The sequence below is a fragment of the Aequorivita xiaoshiensis genome (assembly GCF_022008395.1).
GTDB classification, from domain to species: Bacteria; Bacteroidota; Bacteroidia; order Flavobacteriales; family Flavobacteriaceae; genus Aequorivita; species Aequorivita xiaoshiensis.
Window position 1 is genome coordinate 674,022 of record NZ_JAIRBB010000001.1, and the last position, 17,155, is coordinate 691,176.

Annotated in this window: 14 protein-coding genes; 10 read left to right on the forward strand and 4 right to left on the reverse strand. The window is 35.6% G+C overall.

The window, feature by feature from the left end; translation table 11 throughout:
• Positions 1–150 precede the first annotated feature (150 nt).
• From tnpA to K8344_RS03055, 4 genes are all read left to right on the forward strand, one after another.
• Positions 151–603: an IS200/IS605 family transposase gene (gene tnpA, locus K8344_RS03040; RefSeq protein ID WP_237606815.1), complete on the forward strand. Its 453-nt coding sequence runs from the start codon at positions 151–153 to the stop codon at positions 601–603.
• Positions 604–999: 396 nt separating this feature from the next.
• Positions 1,000–3,129, forward strand: coding sequence for a Tex family protein (locus K8344_RS03045; RefSeq protein WP_237606862.1), 2,130 nt, complete (start codon positions 1,000–1,002; stop codon positions 3,127–3,129).
• 104 nt (positions 3,130–3,233) lie between these two features.
• Positions 3,234–4,127, forward strand: coding sequence for a DMT family transporter (locus tag K8344_RS03050; protein WP_237606816.1), 894 nt, complete (start codon positions 3,234–3,236; stop codon positions 4,125–4,127).
• 28 nt (positions 4,128–4,155) lie between these two features.
• Complete coding sequence (locus K8344_RS03055) at positions 4,156–5,058, forward strand: histone deacetylase family protein (RefSeq protein ID WP_237606817.1); 903 nt, start codon at positions 4,156–4,158, stop codon at positions 5,056–5,058.
• Positions 5,059–5,068: 10 nt separating this feature from the next.
• On the opposite strand, the gene recQ is transcribed toward K8344_RS03055, so the two are convergent.
• The 3 genes from recQ to K8344_RS03070 all read right to left on the reverse strand — a co-directional run bounded on the left by recQ (position 5,069) and on the right by K8344_RS03070 (position 8,069).
• Complete coding sequence (recQ, locus tag K8344_RS03060; RefSeq protein ID WP_237606818.1) at positions 5,069–7,156, reverse strand: DNA helicase RecQ; 2,088 nt, start codon at positions 7,154–7,156, stop codon at positions 5,069–5,071.
• Between the two features lie 135 nt (positions 7,157–7,291).
• Entirely contained in the window at positions 7,292–7,621 is a 330-nt protein-coding gene (locus K8344_RS03065; protein ID WP_338144580.1) for a GIY-YIG nuclease family protein, read from the reverse strand.
• A gap of 115 nt (positions 7,622–7,736) precedes the next feature.
• Positions 7,737–8,069: a single-stranded DNA-binding protein gene (locus K8344_RS03070; RefSeq protein WP_237606820.1), complete on the reverse strand. Its 333-nt coding sequence runs from the start codon at positions 8,067–8,069 to the stop codon at positions 7,737–7,739.
• A gap of 432 nt (positions 8,070–8,501) precedes the next feature.
• On the opposite strand from K8344_RS03070, the gene K8344_RS03075 reads away from it, so the two are divergent.
• Positions 8,502–10,166, forward strand: a complete 1,665-nt coding sequence (locus tag K8344_RS03075) for a T9SS type A sorting domain-containing protein (RefSeq protein WP_237606821.1) — start codon at positions 8,502–8,504, stop codon at positions 10,164–10,166.
• Positions 10,167–10,241: 75 nt separating this feature from the next.
• On the opposite strand, the gene K8344_RS03080 is transcribed toward K8344_RS03075, so the two are convergent.
• On the reverse strand, positions 10,242–10,700 hold the full coding sequence (locus K8344_RS03080; RefSeq protein WP_237606822.1) for a CBS domain-containing protein: 459 nt from the start codon (positions 10,698–10,700) through the stop codon (positions 10,242–10,244).
• Positions 10,701–10,925: 225 nt separating this feature from the next.
• On the opposite strand from K8344_RS03080, the gene K8344_RS03085 reads away from it, so the two are divergent.
• The 5 genes from K8344_RS03085 (at position 10,926) to K8344_RS03105 (ending at position 17,141) form a co-directional block, all read left to right on the forward strand.
• Entirely contained in the window at positions 10,926–12,122 is a 1,197-nt protein-coding gene (locus K8344_RS03085; protein WP_237606823.1) for a di-heme oxidoredictase family protein, read from the forward strand.
• A gap of 2 nt (positions 12,123–12,124) precedes the next feature.
• The gene (locus K8344_RS14230; protein WP_237606824.1) at positions 12,125–12,565 is read left to right on the forward strand and encodes a QcrA and Rieske domain-containing protein; all 441 of its coding nucleotides are present in this window, start codon (positions 12,125–12,127) and stop codon (positions 12,563–12,565) included.
• Positions 12,566–12,596: 31 nt separating this feature from the next.
• Positions 12,597–13,775, forward strand: a complete 1,179-nt coding sequence (locus K8344_RS03095; RefSeq protein WP_237606825.1) for an outer membrane beta-barrel protein — start codon at positions 12,597–12,599, stop codon at positions 13,773–13,775.
• A 197-nt stretch (positions 13,776–13,972) separates the two neighbouring features.
• Complete coding sequence (locus tag K8344_RS03100) at positions 13,973–16,342, forward strand: M20/M25/M40 family metallo-hydrolase (protein ID WP_237606826.1); 2,370 nt, start codon at positions 13,973–13,975, stop codon at positions 16,340–16,342.
• Positions 16,335–17,141 carry an NAD(P)H-binding protein gene (locus K8344_RS03105; protein WP_237606827.1) on the forward strand — a complete coding sequence of 269 codons (807 nt, stop codon included), beginning with the start codon at positions 16,335–16,337 and terminating at the stop codon, positions 17,139–17,141. Before K8344_RS03100 ends, K8344_RS03105 begins: the two co-directional genes overlap by 8 nt.
• Positions 17,142–17,155: the final 14 nt, after the last annotated feature.

The following is a 17,155-nucleotide window of genomic DNA, read 5'->3' on the forward strand; positions in this document are numbered from 1 at the left end:
TTTTAATACTAGAATTGTTTATTTCTTTATTAAGATCTAAATTTATAGTCTAGCATTGAGAGGGCGTTATTTTTTAACGAAGGAAGGGTTACCCATCGTTATTAAAGGAATGCTGAAACTGAAGCCTGAAAGCGTTAAATCCTAATTATTATGGGTCAATCTCTCGTTCAAAATTACGTCCATATCGTATTCAGCACCAAGCATCGACAACCGCTGATATTCCCTCCAGTAGAAGCGGAACTTCATAGCTATCTCGGTGGTATCTGTAACAAACTCGATTCTCAAGTAATAAAAGTAGGTGGTTACACAGATCACGTACATATTCTATGCAAACTCTCTAAAAAAATTGCCTTAATGAAATTGGTAGAATTATTAAAATCGAATTCTTCCAAATGGATAAAAACAAAGGGAGTAGCTTATAAAAACTTTTATTGGCAGGATGGTTATGGTGCGTTTTCGGTAAATCCTGCGGAAGTAGAAGTAGTGGTTGCCTACATTTCTAATCAGCATGAACATCATTCTAAAAGAACATTTAAGGCTGAATTTCGAGCATTTTTAAAAAAGTATAAAGTTGATTATGACGAGAAGTATGTTTGGGATTAGCACGGCTAGCCTAATTTGGACTTGTAATTTGATATGTCGCCCTTTCAGGGCTTGACTCACGGCTCTGTGTTTACTTCACGAGGGACTCTGCCCCTCGATAATATTTTTAACCCCTATAGGGCTTAGCCGGAATGCGCTCCAAAATGAGGAAACTTGTCCTTTTTATGTTTTGAATATTTAATTGGAATTGACTCAGCCCTGAAAGGGCTTAATACCAAAATGATGTGGCATAGCCCATCAATACAAAGAGCCAGAAAGGTCTAAAGCCCCGGAGGGGTGATATCTAAATTCAGAAAATCACTTGTAGTATTAAATAATATTAGAAAGTTAGAAGCCTAATATTGCTTGCAGATTCTTTATTTTTGGTGAAAATACGAAAAGCAAAACTAAGTGAACTTGATAAGCGCAATTACCTCCCAAACCCAACTTCCTCGTAAGAGCGTAGAGAACACCATCAAGCTTTTGAATGAAGACTGTACTATTCCCTTCATTTCGCGTTACCGAAAAGAATTGACGGGTAATCTTGATGAGGTTCAGATTGGTGATATTGTAAGGTTTAAAGAACAATTTGAGGCCCTTGAAAAACGAAAATCTGCTATCCTAAAAACTTTGGAAGAGCAGGACGTTCTTACGGCTGAACTTCAGAAAAAAATTGAAGAGGCTACAGATTTAATTGCTTTAGAAGATTTGTATTTGCCTTACAAAAAGAAGCGAAAAACCAAAGCAGACACAGCTCGCGAAAATGGTTTAGAGCCGTTGGCAAAAATAATAATGGCGCAAACTCGGAGTATATCAAGCTCTGAAATTTCTTCGCTCGCTGCAAGATATGGAAAAGGCGAAATAAAGTCTGAAGACGATGCACTAGAAGGTGCACGACACATTATAGCCGAATGGGTTAACGAACGAACCGATATCCGGAATATACTTCGTAATCAATTGGAGCGCTTCGCGGCGATATCAACTAAAGTTGTGAAAAAGTTTGAAGATGATGAAAAGGCGCAGAAATTCCGTGATTACTTTGATTGGAACGAACCTTTAAATCGGATACCATCGCATAGATTACTAGCAATTCTACGCGCAACTTCTGAAGGGTTTATTAGAAATAGAGTTGAAATCGACGATGAAATTGCGCTTTCAAAAATTGAAAGTCGAATAGTAAAATCGAATGATGCGGCTTCAAAACAAATAAAATTGGCGATTGAAGATAGTTATAAACGCCTATTGTTTCCAGCGCTTTCTAAGGAAGCACTAGCTGCTGCAAAAGAAAAAGCTGATGAAACTGCAATTAATGTTTTCGCTAAAAATTTAAAGCAATTATTACTTGGTTCGCCTTTGGGTGAAAAACGTGTTTTAGCTATTGATCCTGGATTTAGGACGGGCTGTAAAGTTGTGTGTCTCGATGCTCAAGGCGGTCTTCAACATAACGAGACTATTTATCCGCACGCACCAAAAAACGACACCAAAGGAGCAATAAAAAAAATTAGCTCGCTTGCCGATGCCTATAAAGTTGAAGCCATTGCGATTGGAAACGGAACCGCTTCGCGAGAGACAGAGCGATTTATTAAGCGCATTCAGTTTAAAAATCCAATGCAGGTTTTTGTAGTGAGTGAAGCAGGAGCTTCTATTTATTCAGCTTCCAAAATAGCTCGTGATGAATTTCCTAATTACGATGTAACCGTTCGTGGCGCGGTTTCTATCGGGCGACGCCTGCAAGATCCACTTGCTGAACTTGTAAAGATTGATGCAAAATCTATCGGAGTAGGCCAGTATCAGCACGATGTAGATCAAACGAAACTGAAAAGATCATTGGATACAACTGTGGAATTATGTGTAAATGCGGTAGGTGTCAATATAAATACTGCTAGTGTTCCTTTACTGAGCTACGTTTCGGGAATCGGTCAGAAATTGGCTGAGAATGTTGTGAATTATCGCGAAGAAAACGGTGCTTTTGCATCTCGAAAAGAAATAATGAATGTCGCTCGGCTGGGAGGAAAAGCTTTTGAACAAGCAGCGGGGTTTCTTCGAATTAAAAATGGTAACAATCCATTAGACGATTCTTCTGTGCATCCGGAAAGTTACTCGGTAGTTTCAAAAATGGCTAAGGATGAAGGAATAAATATATCCAATTTGATAGGGAATAAAACCCTCCTTCAGAAAATAAAACTAGAAAAATATGTCACCGATAAAGTTGGTCTTCCTACTTTAAAAGATATTATTAAAGAATTAGAAAAACCGGGATTAGACATTCGCGAAGAAGCGAAAGTGTTTACTTTTAATCAAAATATAAAGTCCATCACTGATTTGCAAGAAGGGCAGCTGTTGCCGGGAATCGTAAATAATATTACAAATTTTGGTTGTTTTGTAGATATAGGAATTAAGGAAAGTGGTTTAATTCACGTTTCAAACTTGGCAGATAAATTTGTATCCGACGTTAGTGAGTATGTTCATTTACATCAACAAATTATCGTAAAAGTGCTTGATGTAGATGTTGAAAGAAAGCGAATTCAGCTTAAACTTCACAAGTAATTAATTTTACGTTAAATTTTAAATTCTTCAACTTATAAACAGACTTTTATCGGTTTATATAGACTAATTTTGCCGGCTTTATTAATACCTTCAACTTTACTTTTATGACAAAGCCTAGAATTGCCCTTGTCATAGGAATCATTTGTATTTCTATTTTCCCAATTTTGGTGAAGCTTAAATTGTCGCCTCCTATAATCTCTGCTTTTTATAGAATGGCAATTGCGGCATCTGTATTAGTTCCATTTGCAATATTTTCAGGAAAGTTAAAAGTTCCTTCGGTAAAAATGCTTTTATTAACCGTGCTTTGCGGATTTATATTTGCACTTGATGTAACTGTTTGGAATATTGCTATTCAGGAATCCACGGCTACTCAAGCAACATTGCTTACAAATCTCTCACCAGTTTGGGTAGGGATAGGTGCGTTCTTCTTTTTAAAAAATAAGCCGACTCGGAATTTCTGGATAGGTACTTTAATTGCCATTTTGGGGATGATAACCTTAGTAGGGTTTCACTTCTTTGTGAATTTAGACTTTGATCTGGCATTTGTATTTGCAATACTCTCAGGTGTTTTTTACGCAGTATATATGTTGGTGAGTAAATTTGTGCTTTATGAAGTAGAAGTTGTTCCATTTATTTCTATAAGCACACTTAGCTCTGCCGTGTTTTTAGGGGTGTTAAGTTTTATAATGAATGAACCTTTTATTGGATTTACCGAAATGGGTTGGTTATCGCTTTTAGTTCAAGGTCTAGTTTGTCAATTAGCAGCGTGGTTGCTTTTGGGATATGCCACCAAACACATGCGTGCAACAAGAGTATCTGTAAGTTTATTAGGTCAGGCTGTATTAACGACACTTTTTGCTTGGATATTTATTAATGAAGAAATTACTTTTCAAATGATTGTTGGAGGAATAATTCTTCTTTTCGGAATACGTATAACATTCTATACTAAGAAGATTCCTATTATAGGGAAAGAAATAAAAAACCCAGAAACTATCTAAAATACCAAATTAGCTAGAAAATTATTTAATGTTAAAAATCGCATTTCATCCCTTATTTAGCTATCCCTTACCACAAGGGCATCGATTTCCGATGGAAAAATATGAGCTTCTACCGAAGCAATTACTTCATGAAGGAACATGTAAAGCCGAAGACTTTTTTAAGCCATCAATGCCTTCTAAAGAGGATATACTTGCCGTTCATACTGAAGAATATTATAATAGCTTGATAAACCTATCCATCGACAGAAAGGCTGCGAGAAAAATAGGTTTTCCTTTGTCTGATGAGTTTATCGAACGAGAGCAACTAATAGCGCAAGGAACTATCGATGGCAGTGAATACGCTTTAAAGTACGGAATTTCCTTAAATATTGCTGGAGGAACCCATCATGCTTATACCGATCACGGGGAAGGCTTTTGTATACTGCACGATCAAGCTATTGCAGCTAGATATCTTCAGAAAAAAGGATTGACAAAAAAGGTCTTGATTGTAGATTTGGATGTTCATCAGGGCAATGGAACTGCTGAAATTTTTCAGCATGATGAGTCGGTATTTACTTTTTCTATGCACGGAGCCGGGAATTATCCATTTAAAAAGGAGAAAAGTGATTTAGATATCGCCGTGGCAGATGGAAGTGGTGATGAGGTTTATCTTAGAATTTTAAAAAATACTTTACCTAGATTGATTGATGAACAACGTCCTGATTTTATCTTTTATTTAAGTGGTGTAGATATTTTAGAATCGGATAAATTAGGAAGGTTAAATTGCACAATGAAAGGTTGTAAAGAAAGAGATCGGTATGTTTTACAGATGTGCAAAGATTTAAAAATACCTTTACAAGTTAGTATGGGAGGAGGTTATTCACCTGATATAAGGACGATAATTGAAGCCCACGCAAATACTTTTAGATTAGCACGAGAAATTTATATCTAACGTGAATACATTATAAATACAAGGCCATTTTAATTTTCCAATACGGTATTTTCTCTTCGAAGTATTCGAAATAAGACTTTAAAGCATCAGGGTTTTCAAGTTCATCTTTTGCTTTTTTAATTTTCTGGATTTCTTCTGAAGAAATGAATTGAAAAAGGTCAATGTTTCTACCAGATTCGTGTGATTTAATAAAGTGACCATAAACGGACTCTTCAGAAAGTCCACGTCTACTCGCGATTTCTGAAGGAGAAAGATTCTCTTCTATAAACATTTTATAGCTACGTTCGTGAGTTGGTAATTTACTTTCTATACTATCTAAATGTCGATTAATAACTTTTAGAAATTCATCTGCATATTTCTCAAGTTTAGCTTCTCCAACACCTGATACCTCGGCAAATTCTTCTCGATTTCTCGGTTTCTTATACTCCATATCTTCTAAACTGGCATCGCTAAAAATTATATATGCAGGCATCTTGGCTTCTTGTGCCAATTTAGAACGAAGAGTTCTCAGTTTCTCAAAAAGATCGGCTCTTATTCTGGTTGTTTTTTCTGCTTTTACTTTTTCTACTTCTTTAACAACATTTGCTAATTGTACCTGTTTCCCTTCAAAAAGAACTTGCTTAGCAAGCGGAGTTAGCAACAGTCTGCCGTTTTCATGAAAGTGAATTTGTAGTATTCCTTGATTTAATAGTTGTATGGTATATTGTTGCAAGTCTCTCCAAGCGATATCTTTTGCAACACCAAAAGTTTTGATGTTTTGATACCCTTTATCATAAACTTGAGCATTTTGTGCGCCACGCAGTACATCTAGAACCATTCCCATAGCTTCTTGTTCTCTTAAACGTGCTACTGCAGAGCATATTTTTTGTGCAATTAAGGTTCCGTCAAAGTACTTTGGTGGTGTTTTACAGATATCGCAATTTCCACAATCTTCAATGATATGCTCTCCAAAATACCCTAGAAGTGCTTTTCTTCTGCAACTTAAAGCTTCGGCAAATTGCTGCATTCGCTCTAATTTTGCTAATTGATAAGCTTCGGTTTCGGTGCCTTCAGCAAATTTTCGAAGCATAATAACATCGGCAAAACTGTAAAAAAGAAGGGTATGTGCTGCTAACCCGTCGCGACCACTTCGTCCTATCTCCTGGTAATAGCCTTCAATGTTTTTAGGCATATTATAGTGAATAACCCAACGTACATTACTTTTATCTATTCCCATTCCAAAAGCTATAGTGGCAACAATAATAGGGGAGCGATCATTTAAAAAGTTGTCTTGAATGTTATTGCGTTCTTCCGGAGTGAGTCCTGCATGGTAAGCTTCAGCTTTATAACCCTTTGCTTTAAGCGTTGCTGCAAGTTTTTCTGTACTTTTTCTACTTAAACAATAAATTATACCACTCTGCTTTCCTCTTTTGGCAAGAAAATTAAAAATCTGCTTATTTCTGTTTTGCCCTGGACGTACGTCAATATAAAGATTAGGTCTGTCAAAAGACGCTATAAATTTCTTGGCATTAGGAATAGCGAGTTGTGTTGCAATATCTACTTGGGTAGGTCTATCGGCTGTTGCCGTTAGCGCAATGAGAGGAACCTCTGGAAACTGTTGTTTTAAAGTTTTTAGTCGGGTATACGCAGGTCGGAAATCGTGGCCCCAACTTGAAATACAATGCGCTTCATCTACAGCAAAAAGACTAATTTTTATTGAACTCAACATATCGTTAAGTAAGGGTAAACTTTCTGGTGCTACGTATAATAGCTTTAATGCTCCGTTTTTTAAATCTTTTAAAACCTCCTGCTGCTCCTCCTGAGGCTGAGAGCTATTAAAGACATTAGCTGAAATTCCATTCGCTGTTAGAGAATCAACCTGATCTTTCATTAAAGCGATTAAAGGCGAAATTACAATTGCAGTTCCTTCAATTGCTAATGCTGGAAGTTGATAACATAATGATTTACCTCCCCCAGTAGGCATAATAGCAATAGTATCATTTTGGTTTAAAACACTATTGATGATTTTTTCCTGATTGGGAAGAAATTCATCGTATCCAAAATTAGATTTTAGTAAAGATAATATGTGGGTCTGTTGGGAATCTGTAGTGGAATACATGATGGTAAAACTAATAATAATTTTGTGTTAATTCCGGCTCTTTGTTACAATCCCAATATAATGCTTAAAAGTATTTTATTGAAATCACTCAGGAACCTCTTTTTTGAAATTAGTTTTGAAAAGAAAACACTAAATTTAACCATCTTTCCCCTCGGCTCCGCTCGGGGACCGATTTTTGTAGAAAGAATGGTGAGAATTATTTTGACAAATAGCTAATCTATGCAGCTTCTCATAATTTTTCATTAATAGAGCTTCTTTCTTTTTACGACTCCAATTTTGTATTTGTTTCTCTCGTTGAAATGCCAAATCAATTCTGGTAAACTTTTCAAAATAATATAATTCTATTGGTAGTCTTTTAAGGGTATAATTTGCTCCAAGACCTGCTTGATGCTCTAAAATTCTTTTCTTCAGATTGACTGTACTACCTGTGTAGTAGGTATCATCACTACATTTGAGTATATACATATATCCAATTGGCATGGGTATAAATAATTTGAAATTATAAATTAAAACAATCCTCGGCTCCGCTCGTCCACAGTGAATATATTCTGGTGTCCGAGCGGAGCCGAGGATTTACTTATTACTTACTCAACATTAACAATTCATTACACATAACTTCTGTAATATAATGTTTGTTACCTTCTTTGTCATCCCAAGATCGATTGGTGAGTTTACCTTCTATAGCGATTTCTTGGCCTTTTGTTACATAATTCTCAACTACGTTAACGAGTCCTCCTCTTACCACGATGTTATGCCAATAAGCACGTTCCACCTTGTTACCATCTTTGTCTTTGTAACTGTCATCTGTGGCCATTGAAAATTTAGCCATTTTATTGCCATCGGCAAATGTTACAATTTCTGGGTCTTGCCCCAATCTTCCAATCAACTGTACTTTGTTTCTAAGTGCGTTCATGATTTCTAAATTTTTTGCCTGAGGTAAATTACAGGCGAGTTAAACAATTGATACTATCGAATATCATTTAATTCGACAGTACAAACATAGGGCGACTACCAAGTTCTAATCGGTACTTACGCACTTACTATCGTTTATAGTTGTTTACAAGCGTTTGTAAATGAATAAATTCTGCTTTGGAATTAAGTAAATACGTGAATAATCCTAATTTCATTAAAGTTTACAATTCTCTTGTTTTGCAAAAAAATAAAATTTTCTAATCGAGCATTTTAAGGTTTTGATTTTAGAATCTTTTACTTGAGACTACTTCATGACCTTTGCAAAGGTTAATTTGCAGAATTCTCATTGAGAACAGCAGAATACTCATTTGTCATTGGTTGCTAGCGATTTAACCTCTACTTTTCGGCATTAATTAAACCAAAATTAACAATTATGAGAAAAATTATTTTACCATTAACGATGTGTTTCATTGCCAGTTTCGGTATGATGAATGCACAAACCAATCTAAAAAGTTCGACTTTAGAGACGAATCAAACACAGCAATCTGCAGTGTTGCCAGCTGCTTATTATGAAACCTCTACTTCTCCAATCGGTGAATCCCCAAGAGGAGTTGAAAATTCTAGTATTTCTATTGACTTACAAAATACCAAAATCAAAAATTTTGATTCTTATGGTCCAGCCGCTAGACCAGATGGGACTGAGGAATTTGGTGAAAATCTTATTTATAATAGTGGTCCTTATATTAACTACACCCCGGATTTAAGTGTTTTAGAGAATGTCACAAATGGCATGGACTTATTTGGATTTGGAGTTAATTATAACAATAGCCAAAGTTTAGCAGAAAATTTTGTGTTATACGATTCTTTTAATATTTCCAAAATTGATGTTTATGCATATCAAACGGGAACTTTACCTCCGTCTATCACAGCAATGTATGTACAAATTTGGAATGGAGACCCAAGTGGTGGAGGTTCTGTAGTTTGGGGAGATTTAACTACAAATGTTTTAGAAAATGTTGAAGATTCTGGTATTTATAGAGTATTAGAAGATGATCTATCGAATACTGATAGAAGAATCCAAAAGGTAACCGCTAATACTAGCGGTTTAAACTTATCAGCCGGAACATATTGGGTTGAATACAGCTTAGAAGGATCAGGTAGTTCTGGACCATGGGCACCTCCAATTTCCGTGTTGGGAGAAACTATTACAGGAGATGCACTTCAGAAAACATCTTCTGGATGGCAAGCGGTTATAGATGCCGGAGTTAATGAACCACAAGGAATGCCAATTCAGATTTATGGTACTATAAATCTTCAAGGAAGTTGTGCAGAGTTAAATCCACCATACGATTGGTTGTTTGAAGAGGCTTTAACCATAACCACAGGAGGTTCATTCACTGTTGCCAATGACTTAACCTTACAACCCAATGAAAGCTTTTCACTTGAAAACATAACTGCATATATGTTTTCAGAGTGGCCTATTAGTGAAGTAGATGTCACTTATTATGAAGACGATAATGGAATGCCGGGAAGTGTAATTGGTTCGGAAAACGCAGTAACTCTTAACCATGTGAACGCAGTAGGATCTTCTCATGTGTCTATTCACAATGTCTATAAAGTTGATATGACCGTTGATGCATTTGACTTTATTGGTGATGTTAATAGCTCTAAAAAGTATTGGATTGGATTATCGGCAAAAAGTTCGAATAATACTGATGTTTACTGGGGTATAACTTCAGGTAATTCGGTTGGCAATCCAGCAGCTCAAAATAATAATGGCGTTTGGGGAATCTGGAACAATGATTACGATGGACTTTATACTTGGTATGGTGACTGTGGCCCTGTATTAGGCGTTGATGATAATGAACTTACTAAATTTAGTGTTTATCCAAACCCTGCTAACAATATTCTAAACCTAGAATCTGCTCAGAATATTGAATCTGTTACCTTGTTTAATCTATTAGGACAGAAATTATTGTCTAGAACTGTAAACAATACATCCGCAGAATTAAATATTTCAAATCTTCAAGTTGGAACTTATATCCTACAAACCACTATTGAAGGACAAGTGAATACACAAAAGATAATTAAGCAGTAAATCGATTGTTTAATGTTAAAAAGAAAGCCATTCTCAATCGAGAATGGCTTTCTTATTTAAATTGCTATAAAGAGTTTACCAAGTTTGCCCTTTGAGTTCCAATGCAGCTCTTAGAATATCGCTTTGACTTATTTGGCCAGCTAGTTTTCCATTTTCTAAAATTGGAAATCTGCGGTGTTTTGATTCCAAAAATTTATTGGCAGCATCAAAAACATTCATCTCACCGTCAATAGTTTCTACATTTTTAATCATATGAAGTTCTACTTTCACGTCTTCCATAGGGTGGTTGTGATACCTAGCATCACTAAGTTCTTTTAAACAGTCACCTTCAGATATAATTCCTACCAATTCATTGTTGTGGTTAATAACAGGACCACCTGAAATTCCTTTTTTTACAAGTACTTCAACTACTTCTACTATCGATTGCTCAGGTTTGAAAGTTATTAGGTTTCGTGTCATATAATCGGACACTTTAATTTTTCCGGAAGAGCTCTGAGGCTTTGCTCTTTTCCCTGTAAAGCTTTTAATTCCCATAATATCAGTTTTTTGCGACTTTGTAATATAAGCAATTTTTTAAAATATCTAAGGAATTTTAAATAATTCACGTTTCAAAATAAGATCAACTAAAAGTCATTTAGGGTGTTCTCATGTTGATATTACAGACAAGTTTAGGATAAACGGGGATATTATTTAGTTTAAAACAATAAAATTATTTTTATTTATTAAAAATAACTTTAGCTTTGCCTAAAAATATTAATTATGAAGGCTAAAAATCTTTTTGTTATTTCTCTAATTTGTATTCCTATATTGTTTTCGTGTGAAGCCTTAGCTCCACAGGAACCTGAAGAGTATGAACTGCTCGATGGTCCAGTTGAGAACTTAAATCAAGCTGAATCTATACGATTTATAGAGGGAGATAAAGCATTTAACGATCAAATATTTACTAAAGAAACAGGACTGGGACCTATTTTTACTGGTACTAGCTGTGTAAGTTGTCATGCCGGGGATGGAAAGGGGCATCCATTTGTATCGTTTACTCGTTTTGGGCAAGATTTGCCTGGGATAAAAAATTTTTTAGATCAAGGAGCTCCCCAATTGCAAAATAGGGCGATTCCAGGCTACGAACCTGAAACCTTACCTTCAGGGGCCCCACACGCCGAATTATTAGCACCCATTGTTACAGGTCTTGGATTTCTCGATGCTGTATCTGATGAAGATTTATTAGCTATGGCAGATCCCGACGATTTAGATGGCGATGGTATAAGTGGTAGAGTTCATTGGAACGATAGACCTGATTATGTTAAGGACCGACCTGGAACTATCTCTAAAAATGGAAAATATATTACCCGTTTCGGGAAAAAAGCAAATGTTTACGACTTGCTTCACCAAACTGCCGATGCCTATAATCAAGATATAGGAATAAATTCTTATTACGAACCCTATGATACTTATAGTGGGGATAAGGTTCAACCCGAGATTGATAGAAAAACGATTAACGATGTAGTGTTTTATTTAAAAACGCTGAAAGCGCCTATTCCTCGGAATCAGGATAACCCAGAGGTGGTAGCTGGAAAAGCACTATTTGAAAACACACAATGTACTGCTTGCCATAAACCCACGCTACGAACTTCTTATTCGCCAATTACAGCTATTTCATATCAAGAATTTCACCCTTACACCGATATGCTTTTGCACGATATGGGTCCCGAGCTAGATGACGGTTATACCGAAGGTTATGCACTTTCTTCCGAATGGAGAACTGCACCTCTGTGGGGAATTGGACTTTCCAAAGATTCACAAGGAGGTGAATATTATTTAATGCACGATGGGAGAGCTAGAAGCATTGAAGATGCGATTTTACTGCATGGAGGCGAAGCAGAAAACGCTAAAAATAAATATCAAAACTTGAGTCAACAAGAAAAAAGTCAACTTATAAAATTTATAGAATCCCTGTAAAAATGAATAGAAAACAATTTTTAAAAACCTGTGGGGTCGCTTTGGTGGGCTTACCTTTTGCTTCTGCCATTTTAACTTCTTGTCAGAGTATTTACTACGCTTCTTTTAAAACTATAAAAAACAAAATAGTTGTACCTCTTTCTGAATTTGAAATTGTAAAAAAAACAAGTACAACCTATAGAGATTTCGTTATGGTGAACACTGCTTTACAAGATTTTCCAATTTGTTTATATAGAACAGAAGGGAGTAATTATATCGCCTCATTAATGAAATGTACGCATCGAGGGTGCGAATTAAACGTTGGCGGAGGTATGTATAGCTGCCCTTGTCACGGTAGTGAATTTGATACAAAAGGAAAGGTATTAGAAGGACCGGCAGATCAAGATCTAAAAACATTTAAAACAACAATTGATGATGAAAATATTTACATCGAACTATTTTAAAATAGGGCTATACTTACTAAGTTTTTTCTATATGGAAACTGCATTAGCTCAAGAAGAACAATCAGATATCGAGCAATCGGTAAAGGAAAACCAATTAAATATGGATGCCGTTTTTAGTAGGCCATCGCTTAGCTTCGAGAAGGTTCCGGTAGCTTTAGGAGGATATTTAGAAGCCAATACAATGCATCGAATTGAAGAAGGAATTACCGACGGACTGTCTTTTCAAGCCAGAAGGTTGACAATTTTTATGGCGGCTTCAATTTCAGAAAGAATTAAATTTTTAACTGAAATAGAATTTGAAAACGGCGGGAAGGAAATAGCCATTGAATTTGCCGCACTCGATGTAGCCTTTCACCCAATGTTTAACTTAAGAGGTGGAATTGTTATGAACCCAATAGGCGCATTTAATGAAAATCACGATGGTCCTAAATGGGAGTTTGTTGAACGCCCTGATGTAGCAGTAAATATGCTCGCTGCCACCCAATCTAACGCAGGATTTGGAGTTTATGGTAAAACGTATTCTGGAAATTGGATTTTTGGTTACGAAGCTTACCTCACTAATGGATTTAACAGTAAAATTATTTCCAATGAGGAAGATAAAACTTATTTGCCCGCCTATAAAGATGGCGATAATTTATTTGAAGAAAATTTTAGCGGAAAGGCAATGTTTTCAGGAAAACTGGCTTTTAAAAACAGAAAGATTGGAGAACTTGGTCTCTCGTATATGGGCGGAGCATACAACAAATTTGAAGAAGATGGTTTATCAGTAGAAGACAAAGCTCGGGTAAATGTTTTTGCGATAGATTGGAATACGACAATTCAAGCTACCAATACGTATATAGTTGGAGAAGCAGCTTTCGTAAAAGTTGAAACTCCAGAATCTTATACGCCACAATATGGCAATAAACAGCATGGTTTTTTTATGGATGTAGTCCAACCAGTTTATAAGAATAAAATATTTGAGTGGGAAGACGCCACATTTAATATTGCTGCGAGATTTGATTATGTAGATTGGAATGTTGGTAAATTTAAAGAGTCAGACACTAATATTGGAGATCAACTTTTAGCTGTAACTCCAGGAATTAGCTTTAGACCAACGCCAAAAACAGTTTTTAGAATAAACTATCGTTATGAGTGGCAAAAGGATATTATCAACAATCCTGCCGAAAGAGCTGCCACATGGTATATGGGGTTTAGTAGTTACTTTTAGTCAGCGGGTGGCCGGTATTACTTAGTTGGGTTGTGGTTTATTGGTTATTAGGTAAGTTGTTAATTCACTAAAGTTCTTATTTTTGTTAGTATTAAATTTATCTACGGTAAGTAAATTTAATATTTAATTAGAATTTTCAGCACCTCATTTCCCAAGTAATATCGGGCATCACTGATTAAATTCCAAAAACTACATTTATGAAACACTTCAATGCTTTTCTATCCTTGCTTCTTATCATAGCATTGGTTTATTACAGTTTTTATGGATTAATGCCGAAGTATGATGAGGATGAAGTAAAACTGGCTACCGAATTTTCAGTAGATAGAGCGCTGATACCTCTTGAAAAAATTGCTAAAACCCCTCATTATTTAGGTTCACAAGGTCACGCAGACGTTCGAAAGTTTTTATTGTCTGAATTGCGAAAGTTAGGGTTGGAACCACATATTCAAGAAGGGTTTAGTTTAAATCCACAATCGAAAACGCTTAACAAGCCTACCAATATTGCTGCTCGCATTAAAGGTACTGAAGACGGAAAGACACTTCTACTGCTTTCGCATTACGACAGCGCGCTTGTGCCTTCATTTGGTGCTAGCGATGCTGGTACGGGTGTAGTTGCTATCTTAGAGAGCGTACGCGCTTACCTTGCATCTGGAAAAAAACCAAAAAACGATATAATTATTCTTTTTACAGATGCTGAAGAAATTGGATTGGACGGTGCCAAACTCTTTGTAAACGAACATCCCTGGGCTAAAAATGTAGGTTTAATATTGAACTTTGAAGCGCGTGGCACAAGTGGCCCGAGTAATATGATTTTGGAAACAAATGGAGGAAATTCACAACTCGTGAAAGAATTTATCAAAGCGAATCCAGAGTTTCCTGTTGCTTCTTCCTTAATGTATAGCGTTTATAAAATGTTGCCAAATGATACCGACTCTACCATTTTTAGGGAAGATGGGGATATTGATAGTTTCTTTTTTGCTTTTATAGACAGCCACTTTAATTATCACACGGCAAACGATAGTATGTATCACCTAGATTGGAATAGTTTGATGCATCAAGGTAGTTATTTGCTGCCGTTAATCCATTATTTCGCCAATGCCGATCTTTCAAACATAAAGTCTGAAACGGATGATGTTTATTTAAATTTCCCTTTGTTAAAAATGATTAGTTATCCATTTTCATGGATATTACCGATGCTTATTCTAGCTTCTTTTATATTTATATTCTTAATTTTTTATGGTGTTAAAAAAGGAAGAATTTCAGGAAGAGCAATTGCCAAAGGTTTCATTCCCTTTTCAGTATCATTAATTAGTTGTGGCCTGATTGGGTTTTTTGGATGGAAATTAATACTAGCGCTTTATCCGCAATATGCCGAAATTCAACAAGGATTTACATATAACGGGCATTGGTATATTGCATTTTTTGTATTGCTGTCATTGGCAATCGTATTTTCAGTCTATAAGAAGTTCATTACAAAGTTTAATGAACCTTCCATTTATGTGGCTCCGTTATTTTTCTGGCTCTTGATTAATTTGGCGGTATTTATTATTTTAAAGGGAGCCGCATTTTTTATTATTCCTGTTTTTTTCGGACTTCTTTCATTTTTTGTAATGATACGTCAAGAACGACCGAATCTTTTAGCAATGACATTTCTTGCGGTGCCTTCAATCTTTATTTTCGCACCCCTTATACAATTTTTTCCAGTAGGTTTAGGCTTAAAAATGCTTGTTATTAGTTGTGTGTTCACCGTATTACTCTTCGGATTAATGCTTCCAGTTTTTGCGTATTACAAATGGAAGAATATAGTATCGGCACTATGCTTTATACTTGCCATTTCTTTCTTTATCGTTGCTCATTCAAAAAGTGACTTTACTGAAGAAAGGAGAAAGCCAACCAGTCTTGTTTACTATAAGGATGCAGATAGTGAAAAATCTTTCTGGCTTACTTACGACAAAGAAATTGATGAATGGACTGAACAATATCTTGGTAAAAGCCCTAGTAACAATACTTTAGATTTAGCTGAGGTTCCCTATAGTAAATATGGTTTTAATTACAGTTACGCAGCTGAAGCTCCAAAAAAAAATATTCCAGATTTTGAGGTTGTTATAGAAAATGACACTTTAATAAATAATCTTAGAAATGTAACGCTTATAATTGTCCCTAAACGAAATGTCAATAAAATAGATTTATATAGTGAAAAAAATACTTCATTTAATTCACTTAAATTTAATGGAAAAGAAATGCCAATTTCGAGTTTATCAAAAGACTATAGAGGAACCAAAAACCCTGCCCTTATCAATTACTATGTTTCTCCAAAGGATTCATTAAAAGTTGAATTTTCTGTTGAAAAAGATGCCTCTATTAGTTTTAAAGTAATGGAATATTCATTCGATTTAATGGATAACCCAGAATTCGACATAATCAAACGTCCCGAATATGCTATGCCTAAACCTTTCGTGATTACAGATGCAGTTGTGGTAAAGCGAACTTTTAATGTAGATTCATTAAAAAAGAAAACTGTAGATTCGCTTTCTATAAATCCTGAAATTATTTTAAATAATGAGTAAAACAATTACCATAGCGGGTCTTGGTTGGTTAGGTCAGCCTTTAGCTTATCGTTTAAACTTATTAGGCTATAAGGTGAAAGGCTCTGTTACCACCATGGAAAAAGCTACTTTGTTACAGAAGAACGGAGTAGAGGCCTATCCTGTTGAAATTACAGATAGAGGTGTGCAGGGGTCGGTTAAAGCATTACTGAAGAATTCCGATTATTTAATAATTATGATTCCTCCTGGGTTAAGACGCAACACTGGTGCCGACTATGTACTTAAAATGGTGCATTTTCTAGAAGCGATAAAACAAACTGAGGTTGAAAAAGTAATCTTGGTGAGTAGTACTTCGGTTTATGATGATAGCCAAGGAAAAGTAACTGAAAAGGACGAGCCACTACCAGAAACTATATCGGGCAAGCAATTAAGACAGGTGGAGCAATTATTTGCAAATTCTAAGGGGTTAAAAACTACTATAGTTCGTTTTGGTGGTTTGATAGGTGGTAGTAGACAGCCCGCAAAATATCTGGCAGGTCGTAAAGATTTGAATGATGGAGATGCTCCGGTTAATTTAATTCATCGTGACGACTGTATTAATATTTTAGTAAAGATTATTAAGCAAGATGCTTTTGGAACTGTTTTTAACGCTGTAAATCCATACCATCCCAAAAAATCTAAGTATTATATACAGAAAGCAAAAGAGCTAAATCTAGTGCCGCCTACTTTTGCCGAAAACCATGGGGATGAAAAGTTTAAACAGGTTGATTCTGATAATTTGGAGTCTGTTTTAAAGTATTCTTTTAAAACTTCTATATAATAAAAAAAGGAGCC